This window comes from Brevibacterium sp. (assembly GCF_022712115.1).
Lineage (GTDB): Bacteria > Actinomycetota > Actinomycetes > Actinomycetales > Brevibacteriaceae > Brevibacterium > Brevibacterium salitolerans.
Map to the genome: position 1 here is coordinate 1 of NZ_JALAHB010000009.1, position 14,646 is coordinate 14,646.

The 14,646-nt window shown below is 70.0% G+C and carries 13 protein-coding genes; 7 read left to right on the forward strand and 6 right to left on the reverse strand.

The genetic code is table 11. From position 1 onward, the window contains the following. The 3 genes from Q0A33_RS00290 to Q0A33_RS00300 all read right to left on the reverse strand — a co-directional run. Nucleotides 1-643 (reverse strand): methionine ABC transporter permease (locus Q0A33_RS00290; protein WP_291791439.1); only part of this gene is annotated, 643 nt, incomplete at its 3' end. Continuing rightward, nucleotides 643-1,539 (reverse strand): ATP-binding cassette domain-containing protein, encoded by an 897-nt coding sequence (locus Q0A33_RS00295; RefSeq protein ID WP_291791442.1) that lies wholly within the window; start codon nucleotides 1,537-1,539, stop codon nucleotides 643-645. The genes Q0A33_RS00295 and Q0A33_RS00290, both read right to left, overlap by 1 nt. 292 nt (nucleotides 1,540-1,831) lie before the next feature. Then, nucleotides 1,832-2,554: a GTP pyrophosphokinase family protein gene (locus tag Q0A33_RS00300; protein WP_291791473.1), complete on the reverse strand. Its 723-nt coding sequence runs from the start codon at nucleotides 2,552-2,554 to the stop codon at nucleotides 1,832-1,834. A 330-nt stretch (nucleotides 2,555-2,884) separates the two neighbouring features. Between Q0A33_RS00300 and Q0A33_RS00305 the strand changes: the two genes are divergently transcribed. The 3 genes from Q0A33_RS00305 to Q0A33_RS00315 all read left to right on the forward strand — a co-directional run bounded on the left by Q0A33_RS00305 (nucleotide 2,885) and on the right by Q0A33_RS00315 (nucleotide 6,883). Then, entirely contained in the window at nucleotides 2,885-4,303 is a 1,419-nt protein-coding gene (locus tag Q0A33_RS00305; RefSeq protein ID WP_291791445.1) for an APC family permease, read from the forward strand. Beyond that, nucleotides 4,300-5,808: a serine hydrolase domain-containing protein gene (locus Q0A33_RS00310; RefSeq protein ID WP_291791449.1), complete on the forward strand. Its 1,509-nt coding sequence runs from the start codon at nucleotides 4,300-4,302 to the stop codon at nucleotides 5,806-5,808. Before Q0A33_RS00305 ends, Q0A33_RS00310 begins: the two co-directional genes overlap by 4 nt. Nucleotides 5,809-5,923: 115 nt before the next feature. After that, complete coding sequence (locus Q0A33_RS00315; RefSeq protein WP_291791452.1) at nucleotides 5,924-6,883, forward strand: phosphotriesterase-related protein; 960 nt, start codon at nucleotides 5,924-5,926, stop codon at nucleotides 6,881-6,883. A 134-nt stretch (nucleotides 6,884-7,017) separates the two neighbouring features. Here Q0A33_RS00315 and Q0A33_RS00320 read toward each other — a convergent pair whose 3' ends face one another. After that, nucleotides 7,018-8,085: a bile acid:sodium symporter gene (locus tag Q0A33_RS00320; RefSeq protein ID WP_291791455.1), complete on the reverse strand. Its 1,068-nt coding sequence runs from the start codon at nucleotides 8,083-8,085 to the stop codon at nucleotides 7,018-7,020. Further along, nucleotides 8,082-8,537, reverse strand: a complete 456-nt coding sequence (locus tag Q0A33_RS00325) for a MerR family transcriptional regulator (protein WP_291791458.1) — start codon at nucleotides 8,535-8,537, stop codon at nucleotides 8,082-8,084. The genes Q0A33_RS00320 and Q0A33_RS00325 overlap by 4 nt, the downstream gene beginning before the upstream one ends. Nucleotides 8,538-8,834: 297 nt before the next feature. Here Q0A33_RS00325 and Q0A33_RS00330 point away from each other — a divergent pair, with 297 nt between their 5' ends. Further along, a complete protein-coding gene (locus Q0A33_RS00330; protein WP_291791476.1) occupies nucleotides 8,835-10,325 on the forward strand; it encodes a SulP family inorganic anion transporter in 1,491 nt (496 codons plus the stop codon). A 173-nt stretch (nucleotides 10,326-10,498) separates the two neighbouring features. On the opposite strand, the gene Q0A33_RS00335 is transcribed toward Q0A33_RS00330, so the two are convergent. Further along, complete coding sequence (locus tag Q0A33_RS00335) at nucleotides 10,499-11,392, reverse strand: LysR substrate-binding domain-containing protein (protein ID WP_291791461.1); 894 nt, start codon at nucleotides 11,390-11,392, stop codon at nucleotides 10,499-10,501. A gap of 195 nt (nucleotides 11,393-11,587) precedes the next feature. Here Q0A33_RS00335 and Q0A33_RS00340 point away from each other — a divergent pair, with 195 nt between their 5' ends. The 3 genes from Q0A33_RS00340 to Q0A33_RS00350 form a co-directional block, all read left to right on the forward strand. Then, nucleotides 11,588-12,907 (forward strand): M20 family metallo-hydrolase, encoded by a 1,320-nt coding sequence (locus Q0A33_RS00340; RefSeq protein ID WP_291791464.1) that lies wholly within the window; start codon nucleotides 11,588-11,590, stop codon nucleotides 12,905-12,907. Then, on the forward strand, nucleotides 12,904-14,142 hold the full coding sequence (locus Q0A33_RS00345; RefSeq protein WP_291791467.1) for a diaminopropionate ammonia-lyase: 1,239 nt from the start codon (nucleotides 12,904-12,906) through the stop codon (nucleotides 14,140-14,142). The genes Q0A33_RS00340 and Q0A33_RS00345 overlap by 4 nt, the downstream gene beginning before the upstream one ends. A gap of 2 nt (nucleotides 14,143-14,144) precedes the next feature. Beyond that, nucleotides 14,145-14,646 (forward strand): M20/M25/M40 family metallo-hydrolase (locus tag Q0A33_RS00350; RefSeq protein WP_291791470.1); only part of this gene is annotated, 502 nt, incomplete at its 3' end.

Genomic DNA, 14,646 nt, shown 5'->3' on the forward strand with positions numbered 1-14,646 from the left:
CCCTCACCAGGCGGTTGCCGCCCCACTGCACGAGTGAGACGAGGACGACCATGAGGACGACGGCCACCAGCATCACGCCGGTCTCGTAGCGGTAGTAGCCGTAGCGGATGGCGAAGTCGCCGATCCCGCCGCCGCCCACCAGGCCCACCATCGCGGAGTAGGAGATGAAGCTGACGGTCGTGACGGTGATGGAGCCGATGATGCCGGGGCGGGCGTCCACCAGCAGCACATTGCGGATGATCTGGCCCTGGGTGGCGCCCATGGCGCGCGAGGCCTCGACGGCACCCGTGCCCAGCTGCGAGATGTTCTGCTCCACGAGCCGGGCGAAGTAGGGGATCGCATTGGCCGTGAGCGGGACGATGGCCGCGGCCGTGCCCACCGTGGTGCCCACCAGGAACCGGGTGATCGGGATGATCGCGATGAGGAGGATGAGGAAGGGGAACGAGCGCAGCATGCTCACGATCGTGTCCACGACCGCGTGGGTCTTGGGCGAGGGCGAGATGCTCCCGGGGGCGTGGACGAACAGCCAGATGCCCAGCGGCGTGCCCACGAGGACGGCGAGGGGGATCGCGACGCCGATCATGACGAAGGTCTGCCCCAGCGCCTCGAGCAGTTCGGGGCGCAGTTCCATGATGCGGTCCATCAGCGTGCGCCTCCTGTGGGTGCGAAGACCGCGGAGCCCGAGGTGGGCGCAGGGGAGACTGCCCTTGGGGCCTCCGAGGTCTCGTTCGCTTCTGCGGGCGCGAGGACGGTCTCGGTGTGCGCGTCGCGGTCCCCGCGGTCGATCCTGATGCCGTCACTCACCAGGTAGCGGCCGATCGAGGTCTGCGGGGTGAAGTCCGTGCGCGCGAAGTCCGCGGCGGTGAACCGCTCGACGATCCGTCCGCCCTCCATGACCGCGGTGGTGTCGGCCAGAGCCTTGACGACCTCCATCTCGTGGGTGACCACCACGACCGTGATGCCCAGCTCGCGGTTGATGTCCGCCAGGTACTGGAGGACCGTCGCGGTGGTGAAGGGATCGAGGGCACTGGTGGGCTCGTCGCAGAGCAGCACCTGGGGTCGCGTGGTGAGCGCGCGGGCGATCGCCACGCGCTGCTTCTGCCCGCCGGAGAGCTGCGCCGGATAGGAGTCCGCCTTCTCGCCGAGGTCGACGATCTCCAGCGACTCGGCCGCACGCCGCCGGCGTTCCGTCCTGTCCTTCACCCCGGCGAACCTGAGGGCGAGGGCGACGTTCTGGCTCACCGTCAGGTTATTCACCAGGTTGAAGCCCTGGAAGATCATCCCTATCTGGTGCCTGGCCTGCCGGAGCTGCTCCTCGCTCAGGGCGGTGAGCTCCGTGCCGTCGATCCAGACCTCGCCGGCGGTGGGCCGCTCCAGCAGGTTGATGTTGCGCAGGAGGGTGGACTTGCCCGCGCCGGAGAATCCGATGATCCCCTGGATGCTCCCGCGGGGCACCTCGAGGCTCACATCGTCGACGGCGAGCAGGCTCGTCCCGCCCCGCGAGGGGAAGGACGTCGAGACGCGGCGCAGGGAGATCATCGCAACACTCCATCGAAGCTGGCGGTAGCACCGGTTCCGGATCCGCACGGCAGGCCTGCGTGCTCCGGCAGACCTGCCGCCGGGCGGATCGGTCTGCCGGGACGGGCTGCCTGAGCAGATCACGGCGGTTGCTGCGACGTCATCGAGCCAGATCTCTCGGTCGCTCTGGATGGCACAACTACTGCGCCTCATCCTTCCGTGCGGGTGACGGTGCAGGACCCGCCGCCGTCATCGGACGTCACGCGCCGCAACGCAGCGACATGTGCGGGATCTCCCCGCCGTTCCGCGGCCCTCAGACGTCGTCGCGCTCGGCCCGCCGGGTGAGCTCCCAGAGCTGGGCCAGCACCTTCTCGTCCACCTCATCCACGACCTCGGCGGATCTGCTGACCTTGAGCTCCGCGCCGCGGGTCTCGGAGTGCAGCTCCGCCATGCGGAGGTCGAGCTGCTCCGCGGTGGCCGCCGCCTGGGAGAGGTCGTCGGAGAGGTGCGAGGGCACCTCGCCGGAGTACTTGTAGAAGATTTTGTGCTCCAGGCTCGCCCAGAAGTCCATCGCGATGGTCCGGATCTGCACCTCGACGATGACCGGCACCGCTCCCGTGGAGAGGTACACGGGCACCTCGATGATCGCGTGGAGGCTCTTGTACCCATTGGCCTTGGGGCGGGCGATGTAGTCCTTGATCTCGATGATGCGGACGTCGTCCTGGCTGGTCAGGGCATCGAGTATGCGGTAGGTGTCTGCGATGAAGGCGCAGGTGATGCGGACTCCGGCGATGTCCGTGATCGTCTCCCGGATGGAGTCCAGCGTGGGCTCACAGCCCTTGCGCGCCACCTTCTCCAGGATGCTCTGCGGTGTCTTCACCCGTGAGGTGACGTGCTCGATGGGGTTGTACTCGTGGAGGTGCAGGAACTCGTCGCGGAGGATGTTCACCTTGGTGAGGACCGTGTCCACGGCGAACCGGTACTCCATCATGAACCGGCTGAAGCTCGCGCGGGTGCGGCGGGCGAAGGCGAGCATCTCCGCATCGGTGCCGTCCTGCTCTCGTTCTCTCACCGGTTCCCTGCCTCCTTCGCCACGGGTGTCCGATCGTCGCTGCGGCCTTCCGATTCTACGCGGCGGTGTGCTGAGAGGGATGTGTGCATTCGCACCGGGGCGGGTGTTCGCCGCCCGCGGCTCGTGCTGCCGTGGCGGCGGTGCGGATCCTCCGCCGATGCCGGCTTCCGCCACGTGATCAGGGGGTGACATTCGCAACCATGAAAGGTATTTTTGCCATACCTTAAAAGGTGATACGGATGCGAGGCCGCGCGGACGTCTTCGCACCGCGACGTCGAACGGGAGCAGAATGACATGGCGGAACTGAAGAAGTCTCTGGGGCTCTTACAGCTCCTGGCGTTCGGGATAGCCGGAGTGGTCGGCTCGAGCTGGATCTACACGAACTCGCTCCTGTTCGACTCCTACGGGGCCGGAGGAGTGGTCCTGGGCCTCGCGATCGGTGTGCTGCTCGCAACCTGCGTGGCCCTCGCCTACTCCGAGCTCACCTCCGCATTCCCACGGGCGGGCGGGGAGGTGGTGTTCTCGTACACGGCGCTGGGCCGCAGGGCCTCCTTCTTCACCGGCTGGATGCTGCTGGGCGCCTACGTCTCCTCCCTGGCCTTCTACGTCACCGCCTTCGGCTATCTGCTCGGCAACTTCTTCCCTGTGTTCAACACGATTCCGCTCTACACGATCAACGGCGAGACCGTGTACCTCCCCGTCCTGCTGGTCGGTGTGGCGCTCACGCTGCTGTTCCTCGTGCTGAACTGGTACGGGATCGAGGTCGGCGCCCAGGTGCAGCTGGCGATGTTCGCCGCGATCGTCATCATCGGAGCCGCCCTCGCGGTGACCGGCTTCTCGGCGGGTTCCGCGGACAACTTCCTGCCCGCCTACCATCCCGGTTCCAACGCGCTCGCCGACACGCTGCGGTTCGTGATCCCGAGCATGACCTTCCTCGCCGGCTTCGGCCTGGTCTCCGTGCTCGCGGAGGACGCGAAGATCCCCGCGCGCCGCATCGGGCGGGCTGTGGTCATCACCGTCCTGGCGGCGGGAGGCTTCTACTGCCTCGTCCTCGCAGCCACCGCCTGGGTGTTCCCCTGGGAGGAGACTGCGGCGATGCCGCTGGGCACGGTGTCCGCATTCCAGGCGGCGGGGTTCCCTGTCCTCGCCGTGGGCGCGTATCTCATCGCCTTCCTCGGCCTGCTGACCAGCTTCCTGGGGCTCTTCGTCGCCAGTTCCAGGGTCCTCGTCGCCATGGGCCGGGCGAGGCTTCTCCCCGAAGGGCTCTCCGCCGTCCACCCGCGCAGGCGGACTCCGCACGTCGCGCTCCTCTTCACTGCGGCGGTCACCCTGGGCCTCGGGTGGCTGGGACCGGGAGCGGTCGTGTGGTTCCTCGACACCGGCGGCGTCTACCTGGGGCTCGTGTGGTTCATGGTGGTGCTCTCCAAGTACCTCCTGCCGCGGCGCTATCCGGGCCTCGAGCGCCCCTACGTCTCCCGGCTCTGGTTCCTGCCCGCCATCGGCGCCCTGGGGGCCGTCGCGGTCATCGTCTGGGCGCTTGTGCCCAACTCGGGGGCGTCGCTGGTCTGGCCCGCGGAGTACATCATCCTGGGTGTATGGCTGGTCCTCGGCCTGCTCCTGTACCTGGTCGCAAGGCCCAGGACGAGGACTGACGCGCTGCAGTCGCTCCTCGGCGACTCCTACTCGATGCTGGAACGGGGCTCCCTCCGATGAGAGGCGTTTCCGCACAGCTCGTCGAGGCCGCCCGCACCCGCGTCCGGGCAGGCCTCGAACGTTCGCTCCCGCTGCTGAGCACCCCCGAGATCGCCTGGGGGCTGATGGTGGACGGGAGGCTGGTCGACGGAGAGAGGACGGACCGGATCTTCCGGATCGCCTCGATGACCAAGTCGTTCACCGCGGCGGCCGTCCTCGGGATCAGGCACGGCCTCATCGGAGCGGGTGCCGGACTGGACCTCGACGCGCCTCTGGGGGATCACATCCCCCGGATCCGAGAGCAGGGGGCGCTCAGCCGGATCACGGTGCGGGACGCACTGGCGATGGCGGGCGGTCTCCCCACGGACGATCCCTGGGCGGACCGGCTGGAGAGCATCTCCCGCACCGAGATGGACGACCTGCTGCAGGGGCGTCCGCTCACCACGGCACTGTCCGGCACTGCCTACGAGTACTCGAACTTCGGCTATGCGCTGCTCGGCCGGCTGGTGGAGGAGCTGACGGGCAAGCCGTACCGCGAGGTCGTCGAGCACGAGCTCCTGCACCCGCTGGGGATGCGCTCCTCCGGCTTCGACTTCCGTGAGCTGCCGGAGGACGCGCTGGTCACCGGCTTCCGGCGCACGGTGTACGGCGGACTGGAGGAGCTGCCGTACAGCGCTCCGGGGGCCTTCTCCGCCATCGGCGGGATGTTCTCGACCGTGCGTGATCTCATGGTGTGGATCGGCTGGCTGCTCGACGCCGTCTCGATCAGCGGTCCGCTCGACGCGGAGGGACCGTGGGCCCGGCCGCTGCGGGACATGCAGCAGCCGCAGCGCTTCTACGAACTGCGGGAATCCGCCGAGGGCGCCGTCGCGGAGTCCTACGGCTACGGGCTCCACCACCGCGCGGACCGGCGGGCGGGGGAGATCCTCTACCACTCGGGCGGGTACCCGGGCTTCGGCTCCCATATGCGCTGGCACCCCGCGACGCGCAGCGCCGTGGTCGTGATGGGGAACCTCACGTACTTCTCCGCAGAGGAGTACGCGGCGGCGGCGCTGGATGAGTGTGTGGCCGCGCTGGGCTACAGGCTCCCGCCGGTGGCGCAGAAGGCGGGCCACGCCGTCTGGAGGAATCCTCCGAGTGAGAGCGCACATCGCATCGCATGCCGGGTGGAGGCGCTCATCCAGCACTGGGACGATGCGATCGCTGACGAGGTCTTCGCGGAGAACATGGACCGCGACTTCCCGCGCGGGGAGCGCAGGGCGCAGTTCGCAGAGGCCTTGCGTGCCACGGGTGAGGACCTCGGCGTGGAGGGTGGAGCGGCCACGGGCGCCGTGGATGCGCCGGAGGGCGGCGGGAGCGGCCCGGACCTCGGGGAGGCCGGCCGCGGGGTCACCTGGTCCACGGCCGCTCAGGCGAGCTGGTCGGTGCGGGGTCCGCGCGGGGTGCGAGAGGTGCGCATGCAGCTCAGTCCTTTCGGCCGGGTGCAGAAGATCGACGTCCGGGTGGCCGAGGGGCGGCCGGGATGAGACCGGACAGGGTGCCTCGGCTCTGAGCTCCCTGTCCTGCAGTTGCTACGGTGAGGCCACCCACAGAGCTGTGGGCGGCCACGAGGGCGTGGCTGAGTCGCGGGAGGAGAAGCTCATGGCAGAGGTGCAGACCGTCACGGGCCCGGTGGACAGTGCGGAGCTGGGCAGGACGCTGGCGCACGAGCACGTGTTCGTCCTGGGGGAGGAGCACAGGCTCAACTACCAGGACGACTGGGACGAGGAGGAGAAGGTCGCCCAGGCCGTCGCGGATCTCAACGAACTGAAGGGCCTGGGCTTCGACACGATCCTCGATCCCACCGTCCTGGGCCTCGGGCGCTACATCCCCCGCATCCAGCGGATCGCCGCGCAGACGGACCTCACGACCGTCCCCGCCACCGGGCTGTACACCTACAACGAGATCCCCTTCCAGTTCCACTACTCCGGGCCGGGCCTGCTCTTCGACCAGCCGGAACCGCTCACGGAGCTCTTCGTGCGCGACCTCACCGAGGGCATCGCGGACACCGGCGTGCGCGCGGCGTTCCTCAAGTGCGCCATCGAGGAGCAGGGCCTCACACCGGGGGTCGAGCGGGTCATGCGGGCCGTGGGCCAGGCCCACGTGCGCACCGGCGCACCCATCACGGTGCACACCAATCCGCACACCCGGTCCGGTCTGGTCGCCCAGCGGGTGCTCCGTGAGGAGGGGGTGGACCTCACCAAGGTGGTGATCGGCCACTCCGGGGACACGACGGACCTGGACTACCTCAAGGAGCTCGCGGACGCAGGCTCACTGCTGGGCATGGACAGGTTCGGCCTCAACGTGCTGCTGCCGTTCGAGGACCGCGTGAACACCGTGGCGGCGCTCGCCGAGGCCGGGTACGCGGAGCGCATGGTGCTCGCCCACGACGCCTCCTGCTTCATCGACTGGTTCGACCCGGAGGCCAAGGAACAGGTCTCGCCGCAGTGGAACTTTCGCCACATCAGCGAGGACGTGCTCCCGGCGCTCCGCGAGAGGGGCGTGGGCGAGGAGCAGATCGAGACCATGCTCGTGGACAACATCCGGCGGTACTTCGAGTGAGGGGATGCGTCCGGAATGTTCTGCACCTTCTGGTCGCATTCACTTGTGTACGAGCACGGCGAGCGTGAGAAGATGCAGAACGTCTGATGCGCGGTGTACTTGGTCTAAGTACGCTTAGTGTAAAGGTACCCTGTCTAATAGTGAGTCCGCTCTCGGAACAGCACGCGCGGGATGAGGCGGACGCACGCGATCATGCCCAGCAGCTCGATGAGCGACTGCGTGACGATCACGGCGGCCGACACCTCCCAGCCGGCGGGCAGCGACAGTGCGAACGGCAGGACGATGAAGGAGTTGCGCGTGCCCAGCGAGAAGGCCAGCGTCCTGCCCTGCTCCACCGGCAGGCGTACCGTCCGGGAGACCAGCACCGCGATCAGCAGCGCTCCCGCCAGGTAGAGCAGCGCAGCCAGGAGCACCCAGGGCAGTGCGGTCGCACTCCGCGCCGCCTGTGTGATGTGGGAGGCGGAGACCAGGAGGAGCACCAGCGCCAGCAGGGGCACAGGCAGGATCCCGGAGCCGGAGCGCACGCGCTGGAGGAATGGTGCGCGCGGCGCGGCGGCCTCGGCGATGACCGCGGCGAGCAGCGGCAGACCCAGCACGCCGAGCGCCGGCGCCAGGGACTCCGGCGTGAAGACTCCGCCGAGGCCCGTGAAGAGGCGGATGTAGAGCGGGAGCAGGAGCAGCTGCAGGCACAGCGTCAGCGGGGTGAGTGCGGAGGCGCGCGCTGTGTCCCCGCCGCCCAGGTGCGTGAAGGTGAGGAACCAGTCCGTGCACGGCACGAGCAGGACGAGCAGGAGACCCAGCACCAGGGGATCCTCCTGCGGGACCAGCCGCACGATCCCGGTCACGAGCAGCGGCACCAGGACGAAGTTGGCGACGAGGGCGGAGGCGAGGAAGCGCCGGTCGCGCAGTGCGCGGGGGATGTCCCGCATGCTGATCTGCGCGAACGTGGCGAACAGGAGAAGGCCGAGCACCGGCCAGACGGCGAGGTCCAGGTGTGCCGAGGCCTCCGGGAGCAGCAGTCCGAGAGCCGCACCGATGAGCACTGCGGTGAGATACCACCACACCTGATGCCGTTCGAGCGCCTCGCGGGAAAGGGTGCCGCGGGGCAGGGCGCCGCGGGGCAGGATCGTGCGGTCCGGGCCGGGATCGCCGGGGCCCGGTGCGCTGCGGGAACGCGGCGAGCGGCGGCGCGGGCACCTCATGCGAGGCGGTCGCGGAGGATGCCGAGGAACTCGTCGGCGCGCTCCACCTGCCGGGCGAGCTTCTCGCGGCGGGCCTGCGCCTCCGCCTGCATCGCCAGCAGCTGTGCGCGCGCCTGCTCCTTGGTGAGGGAGGCGGCCCGCGCGCAGGTTTCCGTTCCGGCCTCCGCGGTGGTCTCCTGCGCCGAACAGGTATCCGCCACCGCCTCGGTGCTCCCGCCGGTCTCCTCCGCCTCGATGACGTCGAGCAGTGTCAGCAGCTCGCCCATCTCCGCCGTGGAGAAGCTCAGCGCCTTCATCCGCCGGATCGTCATGAGCCTGCGGAGGTCGTCCTCCGAATAGAGGCGGTAGCCGCCCTCTGTGCGGCCGGTGGGCGGAATGAGGCCGATGCTCTCGTAGTGGCGCAGCGTGCGCGACGACAGGCCTGAGCGCTCGGCCATCTCCCCGATGTGCATGGAAACCGGTACCTCTGCGGTGGTGTGCGGGTGCGTGGTGGATGTGCGCAGCGGCCCGCCGGTGCGGCTGCCCTGGCTGGCCTCAACCTTAACGCGGGGATAAGGTTGCCGCTGAACCTTGACCGCGCGTCAATGTTGGAGTGCCGGATCCCGGCGCTTCGCCCCACGCAGTTCGCTGCAGTCCGTTCCCGTTCAGCCCAGCCAGGAGCACCCGTGTCCGAGACCTTCCCTGACCCTGCCGTTCCTCAGCATGCGGGCACCGGCGAGGCGGCCTCGGGCGCGGGGTCTTCCTCCGCGCTGCCCGCTCCCCTGGAGCGCCGGAGCGTCCGCGCGACCCTGCGGCGACCGGGCTGGCTGAGGACCGAGGTGCTGGGCGGTCTCGTCGTGGCGCTCGCCCTCATCCCGGAGGCCATCGCCTTCTCCGTCATCGCCGGGGTGGACCCGCGTGTGGGTCTCTTCGCCTCCTTCACGATGGCGGTGACGACGGCCGTGCTGGGCGGCCGGCCCGCGATGATCTCCGCGGCCACCGGGGCCGTGGCGCTCGTCATCGCACCGCTCATGGCCTCACACGGGCTCCAGCACCTCATTGCAGCCGTGATCCTCGCCGGTGTGTTCCAGGTGGTGCTGGCCCTGCTGGGAGCGGCCCGCCTCATGCGCTTCATCCCGCGGCAGGTGATGGTGGGGTTCGTCAACGGCCTGGCGATCCTCGTCTTCCTCACGCAGGTGCAGGAGATATGGGGGAGCCCGTGGATCGCCTATGCGCTGGCGGCCGTGGGCCTGCTCCTCGTGTTCGTGCTGCCGCGGCTCACGCAGGCCGTGCCCGCTCCGCTCGTGGTGATCGTGCTGCTCACGGTCACGGTGGCGGTCACGGACCTCGACGTGCCGACGGTGGGGGACAAGGGCGAACTGCCGGATGCGCTGCCGGTGCTGTTCCTGCCGGACGTCCCGCTCACGTGGGAGACCTTCACCGTGATCGCGCCGTTCTCGCTGGCCATGGCGCTGGTGGGGCTCATGGAGTCGCTCATGACGGCCAAGCTGGTCGACGACATCACGGACACCCGCTCGGACAAGACCCGTGAGGCCTGGGGGCAGGGCGCGGCGAACATCGTCACCGGCTTCCTCGGCGGTATGGGCGGCTGCGCCGTGGTGGGGCAGACGATGATGAATGTGAAGGCCTCCGGTGCGCGCACCCGCATCTCGACCTTCCTCTCCGGGGTGTTCCTCCTGGTCCTCGTGGTGGTGCTCGGCGACGTGGTCGCGCTGATCCCCATGGCCGCGCTGGTGGCCGTCATGCTGTTCGTGTGCTGGGCGACGTTCGACTGGCACTCGATCCGGCCGGCCACGCTGCGCCGCATGCCCAAGTCGGAACTCGCGGTGATGCTCGTGACGGTGGTGGGCACGGTGTGGACCCACAACCTCGCGGTGGGAGTGATCCTCGGCGTGCTCGTGGCGATGGTCGCGTTCGCCAACCGGGTCGCCCACTTCGTGCAGGTGGAGCGGGAGCTCGTGCCTGCAGAGGCTGCGGGCGCCGAGGCCGTGGCCCGGTACACCGTCACCGGCGAACTGTTCTTCGCCTCCTCCAACGACCTCTACACGATGTTCGACTACGCCGGGGACCCGCAGCGGGTCGTCATCGACATGGACCGGTCCCACGTGTGGGACTACTCGACGGTGACGGCGCTGGAGTCCGTGACGGACAAGTACGCCCAGCACGGGACGACGGTGGAGATCGTGGGACTGAACGAGGCGAGCCGCCGGATGCGGGAGCGCCTGCGGCGCCGGGACTGAGCCTCTGCGGGAAGCTGCGGTGAGTCGCAGCGCCGACGTTTCGCAGTTTCCAACGGTGTGCGCACGCGTACACGTATGAACACCGTTGGAAACTGCGAAACGTTGAACCGCTGAGCGATCGGAACTGCGCCGTCCGGCTGAGCGAGCCCTTCGGTCCGTGCCTCGGCGTCTGCTCACTGCAGCAGCGGGGCGGAGGTCTCGCGCAATGCGCTCGCGAGGGCGCGGACCGCGGGGTCGCTGCTGCGGCCGGACCGGCGGGACATGAGGACGGTGCGCGCGGCGACCGGTGCGCCCACCCGGAACGATGGGGAGACAGGCAGCCCGAGCCGCGGCAGGAACGCCGCCGCATACCCGTCGCTCACCAGCCGCGCATGGAGGAGCACATCCGCGGACTCGAAGGCCACCTCCGGTTCGAGGCCCGCCCGCCTGCACTCCGCCACCGCCCATTCGCGCGGATCGGAGCCCGGGTGCTCCATGACCCAGGGATGCCCGGTCAGCGCCGAGGGGCTCGGATCGCCCGTCTCCCGCACCCACGCTGACGGCACGGCGAGGTGGAGGGGATCCTCTCCCAGGACCTCGTCCTCGGCTCCGGTCGTGGTGTGCAGGGGGCGACCGGGGTACCGCTCCCACAGGACCAGGTCGAAGTCACCGGCGATGAGCGCGGGGAGGGCGGCCTCGGCCCCGATGTGGCTCACCCGCACCCGCACCCCGGGGTGTGCGGCATGCAGAGCCGCCACGGCCCCCGGTACGAAGGTGTGCGCGGCGGTCTGGAAGGCGGCCAGCCTGACGCTGCCGGAGACCGTCCCGCGGCTCGCGGCCACCTGCGCGCGTGCGCTCTCCATCTCCGCGAGGATCCGCTCCGTGTGCTCCACGAGGACCTCGGCCGCCGGGGTGAGGGCGACCCCGCGTCCGGCCGCCTCGAGCAGGGGAGTGCCGGCCTCCCGCGCGAGGATGCTCAGCTGCTGGGAGACGGAGGACGGGCTGTAGCCGAGGGCACGGGCGACCTCCGCGAGAGTGCCGCGGTACTTCAGCTCGCGCAGGAGGCGGAGCCGGTGGAGGTCATACATGGGTGTTCCTCTGATACATCGGCTGGGCCGACTGGTCATGTTCGGAATCATCGTATCGACCGAACTGCGGGTGCTTCCTAGGGTGGACCACAGAGGGCCAAGGGGATCGCGCGGGAGTGCGGAGAACCACCAGGGTGCGGAGCACCATCAGGGCCCGGAGAACCGCAGGAAGGGATGACGATGACGGATGCAGGCATGTCTGCGCACACGGTGACGGTGGACGGCGAACGGCTCTGGGCCTCGCTCAAGGAACTCGCCCGGATAGGCGCCTACGAGGACGCGGCCACGGGGCTCACGGGCGTGAACCGGCAGTCGCTGACGGACGCCGACGCCGCCGGGCGCAGGCTTCTCATCGCCTGGATGGAGGAGGCGGGGCTCGCCGTGACCGTCGACGAGATGGGCACGATCTTCGGCAGACGCGAGGGACTGCGCCCGGAGCTCGCGCCGGTGCTCGTGGGCTCGCACATCGACACGGTGGGCACGGCCGGTGCGTTCGACGGGTGCCTGGGGGTGCTCAGCGGCCTCGAGACCGTCCGCACGCTCGATGCGCTGGGCATCGAGACCCAGCGTCCCGTCGTCGTCGCGGCGTTCACGGAGGAGGAGGGCGTGCGGTTCGGCACGGACATGCTCGGCTCCGCGGTGGCGGCCGGCAGACTCAGCCTCGAGTACGCCTACGGACTCACGGATGCCCAGGGTCTGCGGCTGGGCGACGAGCTGGAGCGGATCGGCTTCAAGGGCACGCGGCCAGTGCGCATGGACACGCCGCACGCCTACGTCGAATGCCACATCGAACAGGGTCCGGTGCTCCTGGCGGAGGAGTTCTCCGTGGGGGTCGTCACCGGAGTGCAGGCCATCTCCTGGCAGCGCGTGACCCTCCACGGGCGTGCCGCCCATGCCGGCACCACCCCCACAGAGCTGCGTGTGGACGCCGGGCTCGCCGCCGCGCAGATCGTCGTGAAGGTGCGCGAGATGGTGGACTCCGGCAGATACGGCAGGCTGCGGGCCACGGTCGGGCACATCGCGACCTCGCCCGGTCTGCCCAGTGTGGTGCCGGACCGCGCGGAGCTCACCGTGGATCTGCGCAATCCGGAGGACCGCCGCATGGAGGCCGCCGAACGTGACCTCGCCGCCTTCCTCGAGACGCTGCCGGAGATCCAGCCCGGCCTGCGGGTGGAGACGCAGCGGATGGCGCGGACCACGCAGGTGCCGTTCGACGAGGGCATCCAGGACACGATGGAGAAGGCCGCTGCGGATCTGGGCCATCCCGTCCGGCGTCTCATGTCCGGCGCCGGCCATGATGCACAGGAGATGGCCGCCATAGCACCGGCCGCGATGGTGTTCGTCCGCGGCCAGTACGACGGGATCAGCCACAACCCGCGCGAGTACTCCACGCCCGAGGACTGCGCCGCAGGGGCCTCGGTCCTGGCCAGCACCGTGCTGCGACTGGCACAGGAGCTGCCGGAGGGTTCGGCTGCCGGTCCCTCCGCCCCCGAATCGACAGGAGCACCCGCATGACCAGCACTGTGCACTCCCGCCCGCGCGCTCGCCTCTGGCGCACCGCCCCGCCCGCGGACCTCCGCGGCTTCCACCGCTCCGTGCCCGGGTACGCACCCACTCGGCTGATCGAGCTCCCGCAGCTCGCTGAGGAGCTGGGCGCCGAACGTGTGTGGGTGAAGGAGGAGGCCGCACGCTACGGGCTGCCCGCCTTCAAGATGCTGGGTGCCGGCTATGCGATCGCCCGCGCACTGACCGCGCGCCTGGAGGGGGCTCCGGGTGCACCCGACCTGCGCGAGGCCTCGGACGCGGTGCTGTCCCTGGAGGAGATCCGTGAGCGGATCAGCGAGACCGGGGTGTGCGAGCTCGTGGCGGCCACGGACGGCAACCACGGCCGGGCGGTGGCCCGGACCGCGGCGATGCTGGGGCTGGCTGCGCGGATCTTCACCCCGGTGGGCATCTCCGCCGAGGCCGTGGCCGCCATCCGCGGTGAGGGCGCGGAGGTGGCGGAGCTGGAATCGGACTACGACGAGGTGGTCGCCCATGCCGCCCGGGAGGCGGCGGGCGGGGGCTCTCTGCTCGTGCAGGACACCTCCTGGGAGGGCTACGAGGACATCCCGGCGTGGATCGTGGACGGTTACGGGACGGTGCTCACGGAGGCATACGGCCAGTTGAGCGAAAGGGGCGCTCCTGCTCCCACCCTCGTCACGGCTCCCACGGGTGTGGGTGCCTTCGCCGAGGCTGTGGTGAGGCACAGTCGCTCGCTCACGGACGGTGCGGCGCCGCATGTGCTCGCGGTCGAGCCCTCCGCAGCTCCCTCGCTCACCGCCTCGCTGCTCGCCGGGAGGCCGGTCACGGTGGAGACGGGCACGACGATCATGGCTGGCCTCAACTGCGGCACGCCCGCGGCCGCCTCCTGGCCCGTGCTGCACGCCGGTGTGGACCTCGCCGCAGTGGTCACGGATGAGGAGACCGCGCGTGCGGTGGTGGACCTGGAAGCTGTGGGTGTGGACGCCGGGCCGTGCGGTGCTGCCTCGCTCGCAGGTGTGAGGCTGCTCCATGCGCGCCGGCTGCTGCCGGAGGGTGCGCGCATCCTGCTGCTGAGCACGGAGGGACGGAGCGCGAACCCGCTGCCGGTGGAGCTGCGTGAAGCGGTGGGGCTGCCTGAGGCGGGGCTTGCGGCCGGTCCTGCGGCAGGCCGGGAGGCTGAGGCTGCAGCGGGCCGGGAGGCCGTGGGTCCTGCGGTGGACGGATGACGATGGCAGAGACGACAGGCAGGAGCGAGGCGATGACGGCACCAGAGACTCGATCACCGGAACTCCAGCACGGGGATGGCCGGATGCGCGCGGACCTCGAGGCGCTGACGGCGGATCTCATCCGCATCGATTCCGTGAATGCGGGCCTGGTGCCGGGAGGCGCGGGGGAGGGTGACATCGCGGACTTCGTGACGGACTGGCTGAGCGCGCGCGGCTTCCAGTGCGTGCGGCTGGAGCGGAACGCGGGTCGTCCGTCCGTGGTGGGCATTGCACGGGGGACGGGCAGTGTTGCGGCGGGCACGGCCTCGGCGGCGGGCGAGGACCGCGGCCGGACCCTCATGCTCAACGGGCACCTCGACACCGTCTCCCTCACCACCTACGCGGATGGCGCGGGTCTGCAGCCTCGCATAGTGGACGGAAGGCTGTACGGCCGGGGCGCCTACGACATGAAGGGCGGGGTGGCGGCGGGCATGCTCGCGGCTGCGCGGGCGGCAGAAGGCGAGC

Bases quoted from the DNA above. Each gene is read 5' to 3' on its own strand.
- Q0A33_RS00295 (WP_291791442.1), bottom strand. From the start codon at position 1,539: ATGATCTCCCTGCGCCGCGTCTCGACGTCCTTCCCCTCGCGGGGCGGG.
- Q0A33_RS00300 (WP_291791473.1), bottom strand. From the start codon at position 2,554: ATGCTCGCCTTCGCCCGCCGCACCCGCGCGAGCTTCAGCCGGTTCATG.
- Q0A33_RS00305 (WP_291791445.1), top strand. From the start codon at position 2,885: ATGGCGGAACTGAAGAAGTCTCTGGGGCTCTTACAGCTCCTGGCGTTC.
- Q0A33_RS00310 (WP_291791449.1), top strand. From the start codon at position 4,300: ATGAGAGGCGTTTCCGCACAGCTCGTCGAGGCCGCCCGCACCCGCGTC.
- Q0A33_RS00315 (WP_291791452.1), top strand. From the start codon at position 5,924: ATGGCAGAGGTGCAGACCGTCACGGGCCCGGTGGACAGTGCGGAGCTG.
- Q0A33_RS00320 (WP_291791455.1), bottom strand. From the start codon at position 8,085: ATGAGGTGCCCGCGCCGCCGCTCGCCGCGTTCCCGCAGCGCACCGGGC.
- Q0A33_RS00325 (WP_291791458.1), bottom strand. From the start codon at position 8,537: ATGCACATCGGGGAGATGGCCGAGCGCTCAGGCCTGTCGTCGCGCACG.
- Q0A33_RS00335 (WP_291791461.1), bottom strand. From the start codon at position 11,392: ATGTATGACCTCCACCGGCTCCGCCTCCTGCGCGAGCTGAAGTACCGC.
- Q0A33_RS00340 (WP_291791464.1), top strand. From the start codon at position 11,588: ATGTCTGCGCACACGGTGACGGTGGACGGCGAACGGCTCTGGGCCTCG.
- Q0A33_RS00345 (WP_291791467.1), top strand. From the start codon at position 12,904: ATGACCAGCACTGTGCACTCCCGCCCGCGCGCTCGCCTCTGGCGCACC.